The organism is Shewanella sp. KX20019 (assembly GCF_016757755.1).
Taxonomy (GTDB): Bacteria; Pseudomonadota; Gammaproteobacteria; order Enterobacterales; family Shewanellaceae; genus Shewanella.
The window spans coordinates 4,980,464-5,001,451 of the sequence record NZ_CP068437.1 but is presented as its reverse complement, the minus strand read 5'-3'; the positions used below and the strand labels follow the sequence as shown (position 1 = coordinate 5,001,451).

The window sequence follows — 20,988 nt, the reverse complement described above, 5'->3', positions numbered from 1 at the left end:
TAGCTGCAATAAAACCACTATCCCAATCTTTGTAGCGGGCTTTGCCTGCCGAACAGTTTAAAATTTAAGGCTTACATTATGAGTTGGATCTTTCTATTACTAGGTGTCATGGCTGAAGCTTTATCTCATGTGGCGCTTAAGGCGACTGATGGCTTTAGCAAGCCGTTGCCAGCTGCAATGGTCATACTGGGGCATTTGACGGCATTTATCTTTCTAGGCCAAGCGATGAAAGGCATGCCTGTCGGTGTGGTGCATGCGCTTTGGGCGGGCCTTGCTATCGTCACTGTCACCTTGCTATCCGCGTTATTCTATCGTCAACATTTGGATTTAACCACTTGGGTGGGTATGGGTCTTGTGGCCGCAGGCGTGATTATGATCAATCTATCCCAAGGGCATAGCCATTAATAGCCAATTAGAGTGGGTTCGGCTTAGATAAGTTTACGTTTCTCCAAAGCTAATTAACATCTCTTCTGAGTTTATTCTCTAGCAGCATAGGAGTTGTACTTGACTGCGCAGTAAATGCCTTTAGGCGCAGTAGATTGTCTTGAATATAAAGGAGCAGTACCACTCAGCTGAGTGAAGATTGAAACGCTGGCTGCTGATAACCCCCTTGTTAAGGGATTAAAAACAGTACGTTAATGGATGTTGACGGTTTATTGACTGTCACATTATTCAATACAAACTGGCTGGCGATAGGCACTTTTTTATTGTTAATCTTACGGTTAATCTGTTCTCAATGTCGATTACGACACGAAACAGATAAGTCATTAGTGAGGTTTGTTATGAAAATTAAAACAATGCTAGCAGGTGTTCTATGTTCAGGGTTACTGGTCGGTAGCGCTAATGCAGTTGAAGTTGAATTCTTCGTTGGTGCGGCTGCGGGTTATCAAACAGACAAGGTTGATGGCAAGATACAGCATGATACTGAAGATATGTCGTGGCAAGGAAGAGCGGGCGTGTTGATTGAACAACAGCACCGGATCACAGGTACTTTTGGCTATATGGAAGATGAGTTTTCCCAAGCGGGTAGTGACTATAAACAGGAGCAATACAGCTGGCTGATCTCATACGATTATCTCATCCCAGTGCATAAAGACGTTAACTTATTTGCCGGTGTTACTGCCGGCGTTAACGATAATAAAATAGCAGGGCGTGCAGATACTGCGCCTGTCTGGGGTGGCCAGGTAGGCATGCAATATCAATGGAGCGAACACTTTTCGTCAGATCTCGGTTATCGCTATCTAGAGCAAGATTACGAACGTCATGGGATCACTATTGATAACAGCCAGCAAGTGTATTTGACGCTTGATTATAAGTTCTAACACGATTTGTAAGAGGTAGAAAAAAGCCGACTGCAATGCAGTCGGCAAAAGTATTAACCCTAAAAGATCCTCTATTAGCGATCTTAATTGACAAGAAACCTTACGTTTTGGGCGTTACCACTTCAAAATAACGCCCCCCTTTATGACTAGATTTACGACCTCTTTGAACGACGACGTAAACCTAATACTCCTAACAACAGGACTGATAGTCCCATGGCACCACCGCTAGAGTCACTTGGCTCAGGTGTCGGTACTGGAGCTGGTGCAACATCAGCTGTGATGGCGATACTGGCTGTTGCTGCAATAGCGGTTTTCATCCCATTACTCACCGTCAGCTCAAGTTCTACAGTGGTATCAGCATCAACATCAGGTAGCGTTACCGCGATATCCATCATCGTTGCATCATCTATTGTTACAGCAGGTCCTGAAGTTTGTACCCAGGCGTAGCTCAGCGTATCTGTACTGTTGGGTGCAGTGCTGTCGCTAGCCGATAGGTTGACTACTGTTTGCTCATCAGCACTGGTAGTCGATGTTGACTCACCATTGATTTTGGCTACAGGGATCCCCTCTAAATGTACCGGCGCTAATGTCTCAGTTACACTGTCATTGTTCACTGTGTGACTAACATAAAAATTGAGCTCGGTAGACATCACCACATCTGTTGTCGCCAGCGTTAGTACAATGACTTGTGCGTCGCTATTGGCAGCTTGAGTGACTTGCCACGTTAGAGTTTCGCCATCAACAACACCACTATGAGAGTCACTAGCAATAGTTAATCCAGCGGGGATAGAAGTTTGAATCTCAAACTGCATATCCTCATTAGCAGAATTAGCAGCTAGCTCAATACTCATGGTTAACATGTCGCCGGCATCGATTGCTGTCGCATCTAAACTGCTGCTGACATAAGTTGCTGAGCGATATAACTCTACTGGCATTAGACCTATGTTATCGGGTGCATCTGGGCCGGTCCCTATCTCGAGAACCGTCATGTAAAGCGTGTCAGGTTGTAGCTCTTTATTCCAGTTCATCACCAAACCAATATCTTCATTGGCATCAACCTGAGCGTTATAGTCAACGGTAATGCTTGAGTCGTCTTTACCTATAGTGGTTAGCTCAATAGTGATGTCATCGATGGTGTCTGACGGTGCAGAGGTGTCACCAAAGTTATGCACAGCGACATAGTATGTTCCTGGTTGCGGGTCATTAACTTCACAGTTCTCGAATGCGGTTTCGGTCGCACTCATACAGAGTAATTCAGCCATCTCGTAGTAATCGTCAGGCTTACCGTTGTAGTTTGCATCGCGGCCAATGTAGAGATCGAGATCTGGCGAGCTGGTATCCTTAATACGCGCAACAATACGCTTGGTATTCGGGGTAATATTGATAAGCTGTGAGTAGAAATAGCTGCTGTCATTGTAGACATTCGTTGGCCATGAAGCACCGTCGCTGTCATCGCGGGGAATGCTTACTGTGATGGTCTCAACTTCTGCAAGTTCAAACACGCCGACATGGACATTATCAGAACCTACCGTGGTAATGCCTTCAATCGCCATTCCAGCAATGTTTTTGCTGGTCTCAAGTCGTGTTTTGGATGGGTAACCACCTGCTACAAACGTCCCAATCACCGGCATAGCTGATGGCGTTAGGCTAGAATCTGACGGTGTCAGTAACAACCTACCCATGCCATATTCAGAATCAAAACCACTTGAGATAGTAGCGTTAACATCAAGAGTAATACTTTCACCTGCAGCAAGGGTGAAAGTGCTAGGTGAAGCGCTAACGGTCAAGCCATCAACACTTGCATCACCGCTAGTGGTCCAAGTAGATGCTGCCGTTGCCGTAAAAGTACGGCTCCAGTTACAGCTGATCATACAATCACTTTGTATTGCTGATGGCATGTTCATCTCTTCTGGCTTGCCGCCCAAGTCGGGGTTAGCATCGAGGTATTCTTGATATGTTACATCCATGATCAATCCGCTATTGAGCGCATTGTTAATACGGATACTACCGGCACCTGAGTCGAAAAAATCTGACGGCGTGACGCCATCATCTTTACGAGTATTAAACTCGGCAGTTAACATTAGTGCCGACTGCAGCTCTGCTGGGGTCCACTCTGGCTTAAGCGCGGCGATTAATGCCATCGCGCCAGCAACATGTGGGCTAGACATTGAGGTACCATCCATAAAGGTATATGGAGATTCGGTTTTCTCTTCACGCCATGGCTGGTATTCAGAGTTTGCTGCGTAAATGGCAACACCTGGCGCTGCAACATGCGGCGTTAACCAACGGTTCATGATGGGTTCTGGCCCGCGTGAGGTGAAGACTGCTGCGATATCGGCATTGTCTGGGTTGCTCTCCATCGTTGAGCTGTCAATAGTCGCAGTGTGGTCGCTACCCATAGACAACCAAGTGGTTAACTCATTACCTTGAGCCGCATCGACATGGATGGCTGGCAGTACATGGAAGTCGGCATTGACGGTTTCAGCCCCACCATCGATATTAATCAAGATCATGCCGCCGGCGCCGCCAGCTAAAACGTTGGTTCCCTTAGAGACTCGTGCTATATCACCACGTTGGCAAATAACAATTTCACCATTAAAGGTGTCACTTGCAAAAGGTTCAAGGCAGTCTGCATCGCCAAAGTCAGCGGCGTGAACTACGTTAGCGGTTATGCCGCCAGTAGCGGCTTTACCTGAGAGAGATGCTAGTGAGCTATCACCACCGGTAAAGCTGACGTCCTTATCGGTAAAGCTACGATCATGGGTGTAAGCCGCTACTGTGGTGATCCATGGTGCATTACCTGGAGATCCTACGGTTCCAGCCTCAGGTCCAGAGTTACCTGCTGATGTGGCAACATGGATCCCCGCTTCGCGTGCTGACAGAAATGCTGCCGCATCGGTATCATACCAAGGGTTGCTAGCGCCACCACCGACAGAATAGTTGAGTACTTGCACACCATTTTCAATAGCATGCTCCACAGCGAGTGCGGTGACATCTGTCCAGCAACCAGCATCGGCTGCACAAACTTGATAAGAGATAATATTTGCGTGGGGTGCTACGCCGCTAATCTGACCAAAAGTAAATTCTGCCTCGTCACCCATCACATTATATATAGGGACGTTTTTAACAACGTTACCCGCGGTCGTAGATGCGGTATGTGAACCATGACCATTATGATCAATACCGATAACATCATCACCCTCAGGAATGTAGTCGGCAAGCACTCCATCGTGCGCCCAAATACCAATTAACTTATCGTTACAGTAATGTGCTAGTTCTGAATCTGCGCAGTGGCCCAAATATACCCCTTCGCCTAGAGGGTTAGTATGGTCATAGCCATCACCACCAACATCTGCAAATGATGGGTTAAATGCACTGATGCCAGTATCGATAATACCGACAATAATGCCTTCACCTTGAGTTGCCATACCTGTGGCTGTGCCATCCCATGCGGACGGTGCTTGTATATGTTTTGGGCCTGAATCAGTAGTTAGGTGGCGGCGTTGCACTTTCTGCACCAGCTTTACGCCTGCAACATTTTGTAGTTGCATTGCTTCTTGCTCACTTAGAGTGGTGCTAAAACCATTGAGTGCTATTTGGTATTGGCTATCAACCGTTAACTGTCTGTTTAGGCTCGCTTGGGCGCGCTTTAGCGTAGAATTTGTTTGTTGGCTAAGATATTTTAAGTAGCTCTGACTCGCAGCACTTTGCACATTAAGTGTGCCTTTATGCTGGGTTTTATTGGCACTGTTAGTTAATACGCTAGTGGCTTGTAAGTTGGCGATGCCGCCTTTATAAGTTGCTAGAGGTTGGTCATCGAGTAGTACCATATAAAGATTATCGGTATTACGTTTACTTGGTTGGATTTTGTTACTACGTTGGCCGCTATCAGCATCTAAGCCACGGCTATCGAGCATGCTCGCCTGTGATACTGGACTTAAGGCTAATCCGAGCGCCGCTGCGATGAGGCTTTTTTTATAGATTAATTTCACTTGGTCTTCCTCTTTTTTAATTATTATTCTATTTTTCTATCATCACGACTTAATTGCCGCGATCTATAAATGGGTGAGAATTGTTAATTCGACGTAAACTTGATACCCCATCGAAACCGTATTGAGCAAATTGCTCGCTACTATTTGACTTCACTTATCCTTCATTTCTTTTTCATTTCCTATTTAAACAATGGCTTACAAATGCTTGTTGTATCGAAATGTATCTGCTTTTTAGTGGTTTCTCATCTACTGAACGCCTATTTGTAGCTGGCTTATTTATTGCTGACATTTAGCTTGTAACCCGCTGTAAGCCAATGCAGCAAAGGCTTTGGAGGTGGGCGGCGATACTGGCATTGGTATGGGAGTTGGTTTGATGGCGCGAAACAACAGGTTTGACATTGAATATTGCTGTATTTGATTTAGGGTTAGATTTTTTAACGCTAAATGGTGTCGGTGTAAGTTGTTGTATCTAAAAGAAGTGAAGACTAATAGAAAGAGAAAAGAAATAAAATAAAAGGCTGAATGCTTGTTGTTTGGCTGCAATTGACAGAAAACCATAGGGGTGGAGAGTTAATGAGCTGTTAATCAATTGTGACTGCGCGGCTGGTTAGCCTTAAACGATTCGACTTAGACAATAATAATAATGTCGCAACTTCTTAGGGAAAAAATATGTCATTTAAAAAATCCAAATTGGCAACCTGTATAGCCTTAGCAGCTATGGTGCCGGCAACGATAGCGGTTGCACAAAGTACTGACACTTTATCGGTATACAGTGCGACAGCAAAGAAAGAGCAAATCGTCACTTTTAATGTTTATCTTTCAGATGTCGGCTCACTCACTAAGGCCACGGTTAATAACAAAAAGAAATTTGCCGCCAACCTGAAGCAGGTAAGTGCCAAGCAAAAAACAGTTCTTAGTGAAATTATGGCACTTGATGGCAATATCAAGTCACTGCCTGGCGCAAAAATATTTGGTAATTTTGTGCGGGTGCAGGCTGATGCATCATATGCTGAGCAGATAAAGAGCATCGCTGGCGTTAAAGCCGTGGTTGCTGAGATCACAACAGCTGTGATGCCAGTTAATGCGATGACCCAGTCAGTAGATAGAACAATGACAGGGACCTTAGCGACAGCAGCTAAAGCACCTGCATTGGTTGATGACGCAACGGCGGGTGAAGGCGTTAAAGTCGCCATTATTGGTTCGGGTGTCGATTACACTCACGTCGGACTAGGTGGTGACGGCGAAGCGGCAAGCTACGGCGCTGCGATGGAAAATGCAGTCAATGCATTTGATGGCTTCCCGACCGATGTTGTGGTTGAAGGTATGGATCTGAGCAGTGATGCCGGTTGGGGGTTAGATCCAAACCCAATCGATCAGAATATCTATTATACCCGTGATTACGATGGTGCAACTCACAATACGGGTCATGGTACTAGACTCGCCAGCGTGGTTCATTCACTCGCACCAGGGGCAAAAATTGCCGCCTATAAAACATCAAATGTATCTGACCCTTACGGCAGTGGATACAGAATAAGTGCAGAGTCAAGCAGCAAATTCATGTTGGCATTGGAGTATGCACTCGATCCAAACCAAGACGGCAGCTTCGATGACCGAGCCGACATCATCGTCGTCGATGCACTTGGTGGCAGCGCCTTCTATGCCCCTTCAGATGATGGTATTTCAGGTTCAGTTGCAGAGGCTCATGCGATTGAGATGGCTTCAGGGCTCGGCGCCTTGGTTGTGGTTAATGCCGGAACGGGTGGCGAGTGGTTTGATAATCGCTTCAATATGACATGGCGTGGAGCTGCACCGAGTGCGTTGACGGTGGGTGGTATGACTACCGATACAGCAGACAAGATGATGGTCACTGAGAGTACCCCACATGGACCTGTTCGCGGTGCCAATGGATACTCTAAACCTGACATGGTCAGTTACGCTGAAAATATCGATGTTGCAGTTGTTGGTGGTGGCGATCAAACAGATACCGAGTCACACACTGTGATGGCGGCTGCACGTGTTGCCGCGGCCGCGGCGGTGCTTAAATCAAAGCGTCCAGCATTGTCGATGGTTGAGATTAAAGCACTGTTGATGAATACCGCAGATAACAATGTCATGAATCTCGCTAATGAGCAGGCCGATCTTGTATTGATTGGTAACGGTGTTGAAAATATAGATGCTGCGATCAACTCGTCAGTGGTTGCTTGGGAGAAAAATAGCTACCAGCCTAACTTGAGTTTTGGTTTCGAAGAGGGTGTCGGTGTACAGCGTTTTGTTAAGGAGGTGCAGCTTAAGAACTTATCTGATGCCACAGTAACCTATGAAGTGGCGATGAGCTCTATGGGTAAGTCCGGTGATGCAGCGCTAACATGGGATGTGCCAGCAAGCGTAAGTGTTCCTGCGGGGCAGACTGTTGAGTTCCCGGTGGTACTAGAGATTGATTTTACGAAACTTGAGAACTGGCCAATTAAGATGGCGAGCGACTTCAGCTCGATAAATTGGTCAAAGGTAGAGCTAACAGGTCAGCTGCAATTGACTGCAGAAGAGAAGCCGACAGTGAACATGAGCTGGTTAGTTAAACCAAGGGTAAGCAGCGAAATTACTCGAGATTTTAGTACATTTGAAGAGCAATACGGTTCTGAGCTAAGCAACAAATTTAGCCCAGAAGCCGGTGCTTATGTACAGCAATTTACCAATGCCAGTGCCACAGAGACTACATTTGCGGTGTTTCCTGCAATGCATCATCAGAAACAGCTTCCTGAAGGAAAAGAGAACACCCAAGGCAATATGCCGAATGTAGTCGGTGGTGGTGTTTATGATGAAGCAATGTGCACTGTTTCAGGTAAGAAACTAGTGGTTGCGGGGCGTTTCTTTAAGCCGAATGATGCAGGTATGGCGAATCACTTTGATAAGGGGGGGGCTGCGCTAATTTGGTGGAACGTTTATCAAGAGCAGTTTGTGCTCGATATGGAGCTGGATAAAGGGGTGAACGGTGACCCGAACGCATGGGATGAAGCTACTCAAGTGGTGATGGGAGGCTTTATTGAGCCAGATGAAAACGGTGCGCCAGCATCATGGTTTATCGACCACAACCAAGAGTATGATTGGACCCAACCACGCAAGCGTTACACCAAGTCTAAGTTACCAACTTACATGACAGGTCACGGGCAGAATTTTGTTTCTCAGTATTGTCTAGAAGATCTCTACCATGGTGACAACATGGCTAGTGTAGCTGACTTTGATCAAAACCACGGCTGGATCTTTGCTACTGACCGTGACGCAATTGCCAATCTGGGTGAGCCTATTATTCAGTTTAACCCTGTTAAATTCGGCAAGATACAGACCAGCACTTACTTTGACTGGATGACAGGTGAAGAGAAGGAAGTGGAAAGTAACTCTGGTGGTCTACCATTGATTTCACGTCTCGTTGAAGAGGGGGAGGTCAAAGAGTACAGCCCTATGGTGACCTTGGCTGCCGGTGAGACCGCTGAGCTAGGTATGGCAAGTGTCTGTAACTTTAGCTTCAACATCGGTGGTGGCGGTTGTGATAACCACGGCATGATGTTGATCAGCCTTGAGGATAACTGGGGCATGACCTCGGCGATGGGACAGGGCAGTTATGGCTTGATGGCTCACCCATTAGATGGTCAAAGCCACAGTGTCGATGAAGATGCAGAAATGGGCACCGTCATTGGCCAAGTGAAGCTTGATTCTGAAACCTTCTTCGCTGCAGCAAACTTTGATTCTTCGTGGTCACCGTATACGCTAAGCCTAGCCAATGCGATACCAGGCGATCCATTCTCAATGAGTGCAAAGGGTGAGATCATCGTCAATAATCCAGCCGCTCTAGACTATGATGCTGGCAACATGAGCTATAACTTGGAAGTTATAGGCCGCGCGGGTAATGCGTTTACAGCAGTGTCTAACGTCACAGTGACGATTAACAACGTTAATGATATCGCTCCTGAGCTTGTGGATGTAATACCTGCAGTATCTTTGGCGGAGACGGACGCTGTAGAGATTGATGCAGCTATGTACTTTAGCGAAGCGGAAGGTGATGCATTGACCTTTAGCGCGACAGGCTTACCAGATGGTATGAGCATCGACAGTGTTAGTGGTGTGATCACTGGTAGTGCTGCAGCGGGCGCCGCAGGTGAATACACTGTGATGGTGACAGCTGATGATAGCGTAAATAAAACAGCAACGACTTTTGTAATGACGCTGAATGCGCCAGTTGCTGAAGAGCCAACCAATGACAGCGATAGCGGTGGTAGCTTAGGTGTTAGCCTGCTTAGCTTATTTGCACTGCTTGGTTTACGCCGTAGAGTACGCCGTTAAACGCTAGTTTATGAAAAGGAGCTTAGCTTCCACTTAAAAAGAGAGCACATTAGGTGCTCTCTTTTTTGCATTGCTGATTGTACAAATTGATACAGCTAACGAGGTTGAAGATGAATTATTTTCAAGTCGCTGATTATTATTGTCAAAATGTAAATCTACACCGCCTTGAATTTTCAATAATTGTGAATAAGGTCGCTTTTTAGTTGGGAAATGTAGGTTAGGAGTTGGATTGCTGAGCAGGCACAGATAAGATGCATGTTACGTAAAAGTTAACCTTAAGCTGATTATTAGCTTTAAAACTCTTGTTTTATAAGTCCTTATGGGAGTATCGACAATAAATATGATCTCGTTACCACATCAAAAATATCAGATTGGTCAATGTATCGTAAATTGTCACGACATGACGATAAGTAAAGGCGAGCGTATCGTTACTTTGCCTGCAAAAGTATTTGAATTTCTAAAGTTGTTAATTCTTCATGCGGAAGAAACAGTCACTAAAGAGGTTGCGATTGAGCAGGTGTGGCTAGGAAATATTGAGGTAGGAAAACGCGGCACCGGTAATGCAATTTGGCAGCTAAGAAAAACCATTAGCGAGCTTGATGAAGAGCCTGAATTCTACTTTAAGACCATCACTAAAATTGGCTACCAGCTGTTATTTACCCCGGTCGTGCTCGATGAAAAAACTAATCAAGCTATCGTTCTGAAACCGCATGTAATTCCACAGCATTCGTCATCGTTGCTCAAGCCTATCGTCGCGTTATTTAGCGTTGCACTACTCTCCTTGCTTGGGTTTCTCTTGCACTCGCTTTATGCCCCTATAACGGTTGAAGAGCCGCTAGCCGTGAAGCGAATTACCAACTTTGAAGGGGTGGAGGAGCAAGCAGCCATCTCTCCCGACGGTCGTTTTATGGCTTTTCAATGGCGACGAGAGCAGAAAAAAGCCCAGATTTATATTAAAGATTTGAGCGATGCTAAGGCACCGTTGAGACAAGTGTCTATGAGTGAAGATAAGGAAACGTCGCCGACTTGGTCGCCAGACGGTCAAGCATTGGCTTATCTGCGCTTCAGCGCGAATGGTCGCTGCGAGTTGCATGTTCGAGAGCTCATTACTAATCAAGACCGGCTTATCGACACGGGCTGCACTAGTCGTGGCTATCTGCACAGTCTTGATTGGTCTCCAGATGGTGAGTTACTTGCCTATGCCAAATCGATTGACGATAGTGTTGCAGTATTTACCTACCATTTTGCCTCATCAGATATCAGCCAGTTTTCTTATCCCGCCTCTGGAGAAGAAGATCTGTTAATGAGCTGGTCTGCGAATAGTGAAGAGTTAGCGCTGGTACGCTCGGCTGCGATGGATGCCAAAATTATTATACTATCGCAGCTAAACGATGACGTAGTTAGCATCATTGAAGGCGAGAGTATGGTGATCGCTCTTGAGTGGGAACAAGCAAGTAATATGCTGTATTTTAATGCTCTGCGTGATGGGGCGTTTGTGATTGAGCGATATAGTTTTGCCACTCAATCGATTACTGATTTTCATCAGGATAATACCATTAGCAGCATAGCCATTAACGAAAAAAGCAATAGTCTGTATTACTCTCGTCATCTATCCCAAGAGCATATTACCGTGCGTTCATTAACGGACGGACAGATAAAACGTCAGTTAGCGTCGTCTTCGCGTGACATGTTTGGACAGTTCGTGGCGAGCTCGCAAGAGGTGTTGTTTTTGTCTAATCGTAGCGGTGCTTGGGAGCTATGGGTTAATCAAGATACAGGCAGTAAACAGCTAACTCATTCGCAGGGGATAGTTGGCGTACCTGCAGCCTCGCCAGTTGATAAACACTATGTATTGCCGATGAAACCCAAAGGGGCCAAGAACTACGACCTCTACTTAGGTTTGGTGGGTAGCGAAGCGCCAAGTAAAATCAATGGTATTAAAGGTGATGTTAGAAATCCGTCATTTTCCAATGATGGCCGTAAGATCTACTACTCCTCAAATGTCGATGGTCATTGGAGTCTCTATGTCTATCATCTCGATAGTCAGCAGTCCGAGTTTGTCGTGGCTCATGCTGCGAAATATGGCGTAGAGGATAACGCGGGTGGCGTATATTACAGCCGTGATAACCAAGCTGGCATCTTCTACCATCCAAATGATGGTGGCGAAGAGCAGTTGATCACAGCCGAACTGTCGACTGGTGATTGGGGCAGCTTCTTTTATCAAAATGAGGCGCTGTATTTTTTAAAGCGTTCTGATATCAGCGATCAAATTATTGAGATGACAGCAGATAATCAACAGCAGTTGCTATTTACTTTACCTGCGGTGAGTATTCGTGGTCAGCGTGCATTGGCGAAAGCAGATGACGATACCATTGTGGTTAGTATGTTGGGTATTAATGATGCCGATATTTACAGTGTTTCGTTAGCTGCTCGCCCCTAGCATCTCAGCAGCTAGAATCGATTCTTCACTAAGAAACGCCATTCCCAGCTATTCACTTCGGCCCCCGTGGTAAAGGGGACACTAAAATCAATATGGGCGACGTTGCCATAACTTGATTTAGAGGAGTAGATCCTCGCGCCAATCCCGACACTGCCAATAACGCCGGAAACTTCGTTGTTGGCATCGTTTCCGCCAGTTGCTTGACCCACATCGCTAAAGACAGCCCAACCGAGCTCTGCTAATTGATAAAGGTTAATATTGGGGTAATTACGTACTTCTGCGGTAAATGCCCATTGATTGTCACCATATTGATAGTTATTTGGGTAGCCACGGATCCCAGTGTCATCGCCCAGGGCAAAAGGCTTATCAATATAATTGTTTTGAGAACTGCTGAATCTTAGCTTGGAGTAGGCAGTCCATTTAGGCGTAATGTGGTAGAAGTATTCTGCGGCAACATTGACCTGATAGTAATCTTTTTGAGTGGTGGCAAATACGCCCTCGCCATCCATCTCCAGCAGTAGCAAATGATCTTCGGCCTGAAAACCACGGCTAGATTGCCAGTTGATGTGATAGCCAACGGGTGAGTCGTCATCGGTATCTCGAGTCTCAAGCCCCAATTTAACGTAGTGCTGCCAACCTAGATTAAAGTCCTCGTTGTAGTTAATGAGGTGGACGTTATTAAGAACCTTAAAGTCATCTTGCAGGTATTGATAGGCGACCCAAGGGTAGAGGAAATCACGATCCTGCGGCAGCTCTGATATGGGGTACTCTGCTATATTACTGAATTCGTGCTTGTCTTGAGTCAGTCCCGTTATTATGCGAGAAAGCTCATCACTGCTGCGATTCAATAACCAGCCGTATCGGGCGCTGTTGTAGGTGACCCCATGTTCAAACTCATTAAACTCTTGGCCATTTTGCTTTAAGGTATCGACACGCAGATCATCTAAATACTCGGCCGAATACATATTACTAGCATCAAGCGTATAGAAGGGTTTCTCAAAATATAGATGGGTTGCTTGGCCGTCACTGTTGTCGTAAAAATCAGCCGCTATGGTGGCATGTTCAATAAAGTTGATGGGGGCTTCAATGGCAAATTTGTAGCCGGTACGGTCGGCATTCGATTGGTACTTGAAACGAGTCCGGATCCCTAACCCGAGCAAGTTATCTTCTTTGATGCCGATAGAGAACTTACTTTCACCACCGCTGCGGCCGACACTGACAGTGGGGAGTAATGACCAATTATCCCAGGTCTCTACTAAAATGTTCTCGCTATTGTCACTGGCTAGATCAGCATCTGGTGCAGGCGTAGCAAACTCAATATTAGCGTCACGAATATAGGGCTCTGCCCGCAGTATGCGCTGTACTTCATCGAGATCTTTCTGGCTTACAGTTTCATTTTCTTTAAAGCTGAGCTTGTCACGAATGACTGAATCACGAGTATTGATATGCAGGTAATTAGCCCAGCGATGAATGAAAAAGGTCTCGGGATCAGACAGATCAAAGATGTCATTACTTTTGACAATTATGTTTTTTATCTGTTTTTTTTGCTGGTAATCTTCGGCTTTAGCTGCTGTTTTTTCCGTCGTTACCTCTTCAGCACTAACGGCACTGGTTAGTGCGTAAGTTAACAAGGCTAACGTCGAACAGCTAAATCGAGTCATAGGCAGGATGGAGTCCTAATAAGTAACAGCTCTTACAATTGCTTTACATAGCTATAACACACGGAACGCGCGGGTTAGTCAAGGATAAGATGATGATTTTACTTGAGGAGAATTGAATATAACGCAGAGGATGCGAGCGCGCTGAGGCGCCCGCATGTGTTAAATTGTAACTCGTAAACGGTTACAAGGTTCGGCGTGGAGGCACGGCCACATTGGCAAAGATCAACCCAGCGACAATGGACATAAAGATAAGAAATACCTGCGTGCCAAGGTGTGACTGATTAAAAATGGTTTCACCTAAAATTAAGGTATTGAGACCAATATAAGTTTTGCTACCGGGCACTAAGATTACGATGCCTTGTAACAGCGCAATAGTTGCTGGTGCTTTCATCCAGCGAGCAAACAGATTTGAATATACGCCTACTGCTAAAGCGCCAAAGAAAATACCAATAGAGTCTCCAAAGTAAATGCCGCCGATCATAGCGGAGAAAAATGCCACAATACCAGCAAGAACTCCCCAAGGAGAGTCTTTCATACGCGCTTTGAAGATAATCACTAGCGCCATAGATAGAATCGGAACAGCAGCCCAAATAGCCCATTCAGGCAGTGATTCAGGCGGTACATAAGTGGTTTCACCAAATAGTGTTTCACCTATTGTCATGCCTAGAATAACCCCGAAATAGAGCTTAAACAGCAGCATGAACGCATCCATCACCCTTGCTGTGCCAGAGATTAGATCTCTTGCGGCTAACTCTGCTAAGCCGAGTGTTAATGCTAAACCTGGAATAAAGATGATGATACCAGAGAGTATGACCACCGGAATATTCATACTGGGATCAAATTTTGCAATACCGCTCGCGGCAATTGCGCACAAAATCGCGGCTAGGGGTTCGAGCATCTCGGCCATACGCTTAGAGCGTTCGGCGCGATAGACCAACCCATAAACCATCAAGCCTAAAATCGCTGACCAGAATACATCATTCCAACTGGTGCCCATTAACATGGCAAAGGCACCTGCTGAACTGCCAAAAGCCAATAGCGTTAGGCCTGTGCCATAAGGGTTAGGCTTATTGGAAATCTCCTCTAAACGTTCAAGAGCTTCGGTTAATGTCCGTTTGCCAGACATCAGCTCTTCAACGAGTTCGTCGGTTCGTGCTAAGGAGCCTAAATCTAGTTCACCAGGGTTGACCCGCGCCACGTGGTTATACTCTTGATCTTCATCGTGTTGCAGTACGAAAGTCATTGCCGTTGGCGACACCAAGAAATAACCCTCGATGCCGAGCAGCTTTGATACCGCTTGCAGGTGTGCTTCAAGCCGATAGGCTGGGGTACCAAATTTATGCAGTGCTTTACCGAGTCGAATGATAAAACGTCGCTTTTCTAGAAACTCTTGATTGTTCACAATAGTTGTTCGCTATTTATATCTTAGTTGTAAGGCTTAATTATTATCAATAAGCAGCTGTTAATTTAGCTTGCTTGTCACTGCTATTCGACACTGCTTATTGGCATATTATTGACGAGCGCATCTTACCTGATTTGTTCAAAAAAAGTTGTGATTTATTTACTTCATGTTCGTAAATTGTAATGCTGTGCAGTTGATAGTAATCACAAATAGGAAGTTCCATGCTACTCGCGATATCAGGTCTGTATATTAGCCTAACAGCACTGCTCATTATTACTTTAGCTTATAGAGTGATAAAACTCAGAAGAGTGCATAAAATTGGCATTGGTTCTTCTGGCAACGAAACACTAAGCTTAGCGCGTCGAGTACATGAAAATTTGCTCGAGAACGCACCGATTGCGATGTTGCTATTTGTGGTTGCAGAGAGCAATGGCACCAGCGCTGCGGTACTGCATTGCTTTGGTACGCTTTGGCTTGTATCACGCTTGATGCATGCCATAGGGTTAACCCAAGGCAAAGGCGGTTATCATTTCGGCCGTTTCTGGGGGGTATTGATGACATGGGCGGTTATTGTGGGTTTAGTGGTGGTTAATCTAATTGCATATGTGACTAACCTTTAATCTTGGTTATTGTGATGTGTTGGTTTTTTCAATCAGCCTCTGTGTCGTAACAATCCCAAGCACAGCAATACCCACAGCGAAGAAGAGGGTATATCGACTATACTAAAAAAAGCATCAATCTGATGCTTTTTTAGTCACACCTGCGGAGCGGAGCCTGTTATACTCCGCGTCCCCGATATGAGCTGACACCGGGGCGTGTAACCCGTATTTTTTGTTTCTAAGTTAGGCAGTCTAATCAATGCAAGTAGAATCCACATTATTTACTCATTCCAAGTATCGCTCTGAGCTTACTCGCCCAGCGCCATTTTTACCTATGTCTCGTAAAGAGATGAATAAGTTAGGTTGGGATAGCTGTGACATCATCATAGTTACAGGTGATGCTTATGTGGATCATCCAAGTTTTGGCATGGCCATCATTGGTCGCATGCTCGAAGCTCAAGGCTTTAGAGTGGGGATAATCTCACAGCCTGACTGGTCTAATAAAGATGATTTTATGAAGCTAGGCAAACCTAACCTCTACTTTGGGGTCACTGCCGGCAATATGGATTCGATGATCAACCGTTATACCGCAGAGCGACGAATGCGCCATGATGATGCCTATACGCCGGGCAATATTGGTGGCAAGCGCCCCGATCGTGCGGTAACCGTTTATACTCAGCGCTGTAAAGAGGCCTTTAAACAAGTACCGGTAGTGATTGGCGGTATTGAGGCGAGTCTGCGCCGTACGGCCCATTATGATTATTGGTCAGATAAGGTTCGCCGTTCAGTCATTTTAGATGCTAAGGCCGACATTCTGGTCTACGGTAACGCTGAACGACCCTTGGTCGAGATCTCCCATCGGCTGGGCGCCGGTGAATTGATGGCAGATATGCATGATATTCGTGGTACCACGGTGATCCGTAAGGAGCCACTATCTGGGTGGAGCGGAATCGATTCACGTAAAATCGATCAGCAACATAAGATTGATGCTATTCCCAACCCTTATGGCGCCGATGATGTCGGCTGTAAAAATCTTTCTGGCCCAACCGATGAGAAAATATTCGATAACGACGCCCCTAAGGTTATCACTGTTCAACCGCCCAAGCCTAAGCCTTGGGAGAAGAGTTATATTCAGCTGCCTAGCTATGAAAAGGTCGCAAGCGATAAGTTTCTCTATGCCCATGCTTCGCGTATTTTGCATCAGGAGCAAAACCCGGGTTGTGCTCGAGCGCTATTTCAAGTTCATGCTGAGCGCGCTATCTGGGTCAATCCTCCCGCTTTGCCGCTAAATACCGATGAGATGGATGGTGTGTTTGATCTGGCGTATCAGCGTGTCGCTCACCCTTCGTATGGTAGCGAGAAGATCCCAGCCTATGACATGATTAAGACCTCAATTAATATCATGCGTGGTTGTTTCGGTGGTTGCTCTTTTTGTTCGATCACCGAACATGAGGGCCGCATTATCCAGAGTCGCTCTCAAGACTCGGTGGTGAAAGAGATTAAAGATATTCAAGGCAAAGTCCCAGGTTTTACTGGAGTGATTTCAGACCTTGGTGGCCCCACAGCCAACATGTATCACTTGGGATGTAAGAGTGAAAAGGCGGAGCAAACCTGCCGTCGACTCTCCTGTATCTTCCCCGATATTTGTGGTCATATGGATACCGATCATCAGCCAACGATAGACCTATATCGTGCCGCTAGAGAAATTCCAGGTATTAAAAAAATCTTGATTGCCTCAGGAGTCCGTTATGATTTAGCGACAGAAGATCCTCGCTATGTCAAAGAGTTAGCGACCCATCACGTGGGTGGCTACCTGAAGATTGCACCAGAACATACCGAGAAAGGTCCTCTCGATATGATGATGAAGCCTGGGATGGGGAGCTATGACAAATTCAAAGAGTTATTCGACAAATATTCGCAGCAAGCGGGTAAGAAGCAGTATCTGATCCCCTACTTTATCTCGGCGCATCCAGGAACAACCAATGAAGATATGGTTAACCTCGCGCTATGGTTAAAGGCTGAAAAGTTTAAACTCGATCAGGTGCAGAACTTCTATCCATCACCGATGGCCAATGCAACAACTGTTTACCATACTGAACTGAACTCACTGAAAAATGTGAAACATACTAGTGAGCAAATATCTGTTCCTAAGAAGGGGCGACAGCGAAAATTGCATAAAGCTCTGCTGCGATATCACGATGAAGCTGGCTGGCCAATGATCCGTGAAGCGCTAATAGAGATGGGCAGAGAGAAGCTTATTGGTAACAGTCCATCATGCTTGGTGCCAGCAGAATCGCGTCAAGAGCGAGAAGCGCTGCGTAGTAAAAAGAAGCTCACAAGCAAAGATGATGGTAAAGGTAAGAAGGCGTTCACCCGATTCTCAGCCGATCAGTTTGATGACAGAAAGCAAGCAGATGGCAACAAGGGCGGCGCAGCTAAGAAAGCTGGTGGTAATGCTGGTGGATCGGGAAATCGTCAATCAGGGCATGCTAAACCTGGCCAGTCAAAAGGTGCTCACTCGAAAACTCAATCGGGTAGCCAGCGTCCTGTAAAGAAAAATGCCTGGGGCACCACGCCTAAGCACCAAAGGTAGTTAATTTAAAGATGAGACGAATGCTTGATTTCGTCGAGAATAAAATGACGATGGGTGTAAATCATTTGAGTTACCCCCATCGATTTTTATCTAACTAGCAGCCAAATGGCGAACCTGGGCCATCAGTATCACCGGCTAGGCATCGTTGTAAATCTTCGGCGTACGCCGCTTCACATTCGGCGCGAGTGTTATATCTATCGTAACGCACGCCATCGATTACCACTGGGTTTGTGGTTTGCATGCAGGCACTTATATCGCGATCATTTTGATAACCGCACCTAGCACTACTGCCACATTCCGGTGCCGAGATAGCATAGAATGAGCTTAACCCTAGGCCTATACTTGCCGCTAATACTGCTAGTTTTTTATTAATCATGATACTTCCCTTTAATTAAATGTTAAATGATTATGGTTTGTTTTAAATAAGCTATTGTTTAGTTTCATTAAGCATAAATAGGTGTTTTTTACTAAATAGAGCCGATTATTGGTTTGTTGATGCTGAGATTTAAATATTTTCTAAAGTAAATTTTGAGACTTTAGTTCTTTTGATAATAATGATTCATTAAACCCATTTATTATTTTGCTGCCTACGACTATCTTTGGAACTCCTGGGTAGCCTATAGATTCATATAGTTCAATGGTTTCTTTATTACCTGATTCAATATCCCTTTCAATATAATCAATGTTATGTTTTGTTAAGTATTGTTTGGCTTTTTTACAGAAAGGACACCACTGAGTGGTGTAGATTATCACCTTGCTATCAATATCTTGGTAATGATTACTAGTGTTTGTTTGAATTACGTTTGGTTGCTGATTGTATAGATCAAAACCGTACTTCGTCCCAATGCCAATGCTAAATCCAGCAGTAATAATAAAGATATAACCAATAATGTTTCTTGTCCTATTTAGTATTTTTGATTTCACTCTACTTTCTCTATAGGTTTTATAATTTCGATATTATCGAACGTTGAATTTTATTAATTATGGAAGCTAACAGTTGATATAATTGATAGCAATGTGGATTTTGTATATCGTCTTCATATCAGTCAAAAGTATGCCGGTAACTAGTTCATTTTCACTAGCTGTTCCCCCCTGTTTATTGGAGTGAATTATGTGTTTACTCTGCTTAAGTTAAAATTTATCTCTTTATGATAGAGTTAGTCACAAATCATTGGAGATAATAATGAAAACAACAAAATACTCACAGATTGGCCTGTTAACGGCTGCGACTTTTACCTTGCCAGCGGCGGCTGTCACCACCGAACAAACAACCTTTTTCGATAGTATCGCAGCGCATTGTGGCAAAGCATTTGAAGGTACAGTGACGGCGGGTAATAGCGCTGATTCGGCGTTCAGCGGTAAGAAACTGGTTATGCATGTACGCGAATGCAGTGACACCGTGCTTAAGGTGCCATTTCACGTCGGTGACGATCACTCTCGCACTTGGGTGATCACTAAAACACAATACGGTTTGCATCTAGCGCACGATCATCGCCATCAAGATGGCAGTGAGGATAAGGTCACTATGTACGGCGGTATGACGGCAAGTATGGGCAGCGCTACTGAGCAATCCTTTCCTGTGGATGCATATTCAATTAACAACTTTAGAGACAACGGTCTAGATGTTTCGATCACCAATGTTTGGCATATGTACAGTAACCCTGAAGAGTTTACCTATCGCTTAACTCGTGAAGAGCGAGATTTTCGAGTCGACTTTGATCTGACAAAACCTGTTGATTTGCCTCCTGTACCTTGGGGACATAAGTAAGACAATCTGTTTAAGTGAACGGGTGTGATGCATCTAGATTTTAGCTTTCAATTGCTAGAACCTAGAACCTAGAACCTAGAACCTAGAACCTAGAACCTAGAACCTAGAACCTCTAATACTCGAGCCTAGAACCAAGAACCTAGAACCTCTAATACTCGAGCCTAGAACCAAGAACTGTTGTCCGGTTCTTGCCTTCTTAGCTTATCTAGAAGCGACGAAGTCACACCCTCGTCGCTGCGTTCCCTTAAGGCTATTTCTCTTCAAAAGTGAAGGATTGGCCTGCCAATGCGGCTTCAAACATTAAGCCACCCTTGGCCACGGTAAAGACTGCCATGCCGTTAATATAAGACGCTGTCGCCGCTTTCTTTCCTGCTCCAGCTGAATTACCTGTAGTACCTGCTTGTGCATTGGCACCAATGTTAATCGCTACTGCAGAAGCCTGTGCACCGAACTCAAAGCTGCCACTGGTGAAATCTTGATAAGCGGCTTTATCTTTAAAGAATATAACTTCGCTATAGGCTTGGCCGCCAAGCTGAAAACCAAAAGAGACTTGAGTCAGGCTGGTGTCACCTTGGTAATTGCCACCTTGATAGACGCGCCCCTTGCCATAAGCTGCACCTATACCTATTCCGCCTTTACCGACGGTCGGAAATAATGCGTAACCGTATGCGGTATCGAAGAACTTTTTGGTTTGGTTCGCTTGCTGGAAAGTATTTTTGGCTTGGGTGTAGCCATCTTCAGCTAAAGCTTGTGGCGCGATCATCATGCTGGCGAGTAAGCATAAACTGGCGGTGATTCGTTTGATGAAGCTTGTCATTGAATTATCCTTATCGAGCAAACTGGACTTATACTGGATGGTATCAACCTTAGCATAGC

General features: G+C 45.3%; 13 protein-coding genes. 7 read left to right on the top strand and 6 right to left on the bottom strand.

Annotated elements, in window-relative coordinates; translation table 11 throughout:
* Nucleotides 1–78: 78 nt before the first annotated feature.
* Both JK628_RS21630 and JK628_RS21625 read left to right on the top strand, forming a co-directional pair.
* Nucleotides 79–405: a DMT family transporter gene (locus JK628_RS21630; RefSeq protein ID WP_202286953.1), complete on the top strand. Its 327-nt coding sequence runs from the start codon at nucleotides 79–81 to the stop codon at nucleotides 403–405.
* Between the two features lie 377 nt (nucleotides 406–782).
* On the top strand, nucleotides 783–1,322 hold the full coding sequence (locus tag JK628_RS21625; protein ID WP_202286952.1) for an outer membrane beta-barrel protein: 540 nt from the start codon (nucleotides 783–785) through the stop codon (nucleotides 1,320–1,322).
* Between the two features lie 152 nt (nucleotides 1,323–1,474).
* Here JK628_RS21625 and JK628_RS21620 read toward each other — a convergent pair whose 3' ends face one another.
* Complete coding sequence (locus JK628_RS21620) at nucleotides 1,475–5,314, bottom strand: S8 family serine peptidase (RefSeq protein ID WP_202286951.1); 3,840 nt, start codon at nucleotides 5,312–5,314, stop codon at nucleotides 1,475–1,477.
* Nucleotides 5,315–5,983: 669 nt separating this feature from the next.
* Between JK628_RS21620 and JK628_RS21615 the strand changes: the two genes are divergently transcribed.
* Nucleotides 5,984–9,649, top strand: coding sequence for a S8 family serine peptidase (locus JK628_RS21615; RefSeq protein ID WP_202286950.1), 3,666 nt, complete (start codon nucleotides 5,984–5,986; stop codon nucleotides 9,647–9,649).
* 340 nt (nucleotides 9,650–9,989) lie between these two features.
* Nucleotides 9,990–12,089 carry a DPP IV N-terminal domain-containing protein gene (locus tag JK628_RS21610; protein WP_202286949.1) on the top strand — a complete coding sequence of 700 codons (2,100 nt, stop codon included), beginning with the start codon at nucleotides 9,990–9,992 and terminating at the stop codon, nucleotides 12,087–12,089.
* Nucleotides 12,090–12,100: 11 nt separating this feature from the next.
* On the opposite strand, the gene JK628_RS21605 is transcribed toward JK628_RS21610, so the two are convergent.
* On the bottom strand, nucleotides 12,101–13,750 hold the full coding sequence (locus tag JK628_RS21605; RefSeq protein ID WP_202286948.1) for a hypothetical protein: 1,650 nt from the start codon (nucleotides 13,748–13,750) through the stop codon (nucleotides 12,101–12,103).
* A gap of 181 nt (nucleotides 13,751–13,931) precedes the next feature.
* Nucleotides 13,932–15,152: a threonine/serine ThrE exporter family protein gene (locus JK628_RS21600; protein ID WP_202286947.1), complete on the bottom strand. Its 1,221-nt coding sequence runs from the start codon at nucleotides 15,150–15,152 to the stop codon at nucleotides 13,932–13,934.
* Between the two features lie 221 nt (nucleotides 15,153–15,373).
* On the opposite strand from JK628_RS21600, the gene JK628_RS21595 reads away from it, so the two are divergent.
* The gene (locus JK628_RS21595; RefSeq protein ID WP_202286946.1) at nucleotides 15,374–15,772 is read left to right on the top strand and encodes an MAPEG family protein; all 399 of its coding nucleotides are present in this window, start codon (nucleotides 15,374–15,376) and stop codon (nucleotides 15,770–15,772) included.
* A 238-nt stretch (nucleotides 15,773–16,010) separates the two neighbouring features.
* Nucleotides 16,011–18,344: a YgiQ family radical SAM protein gene (locus tag JK628_RS21590; RefSeq protein WP_202286945.1), complete on the top strand. Its 2,334-nt coding sequence runs from the start codon at nucleotides 16,011–16,013 to the stop codon at nucleotides 18,342–18,344.
* Nucleotides 18,345–18,438: 94 nt separating this feature from the next.
* Here the strand turns inward: JK628_RS21590 and JK628_RS21585 are convergent, their stop codons facing one another.
* Entirely contained in the window at nucleotides 18,439–18,720 is a 282-nt protein-coding gene (locus JK628_RS21585; RefSeq protein ID WP_202286944.1) for a hypothetical protein, read from the bottom strand.
* Between the two features lie 140 nt (nucleotides 18,721–18,860).
* On the bottom strand, nucleotides 18,861–19,268 hold the full coding sequence (locus JK628_RS21580) for a glutaredoxin family protein (protein WP_202286943.1): 408 nt from the start codon (nucleotides 19,266–19,268) through the stop codon (nucleotides 18,861–18,863).
* Nucleotides 19,269–19,527: 259 nt separating this feature from the next.
* On the opposite strand from JK628_RS21580, the gene JK628_RS21575 reads away from it, so the two are divergent.
* Nucleotides 19,528–20,112 (top strand): hypothetical protein, encoded by a 585-nt coding sequence (locus tag JK628_RS21575; RefSeq protein ID WP_202286942.1) that lies wholly within the window; start codon nucleotides 19,528–19,530, stop codon nucleotides 20,110–20,112.
* Nucleotides 20,113–20,362: 250 nt separating this feature from the next.
* On the opposite strand, the gene JK628_RS21570 is transcribed toward JK628_RS21575, so the two are convergent.
* Entirely contained in the window at nucleotides 20,363–20,929 is a 567-nt protein-coding gene (locus JK628_RS21570; RefSeq protein WP_202286941.1) for a YSC84-related protein, read from the bottom strand.
* Nucleotides 20,930–20,988: the final 59 nt, after the last annotated feature.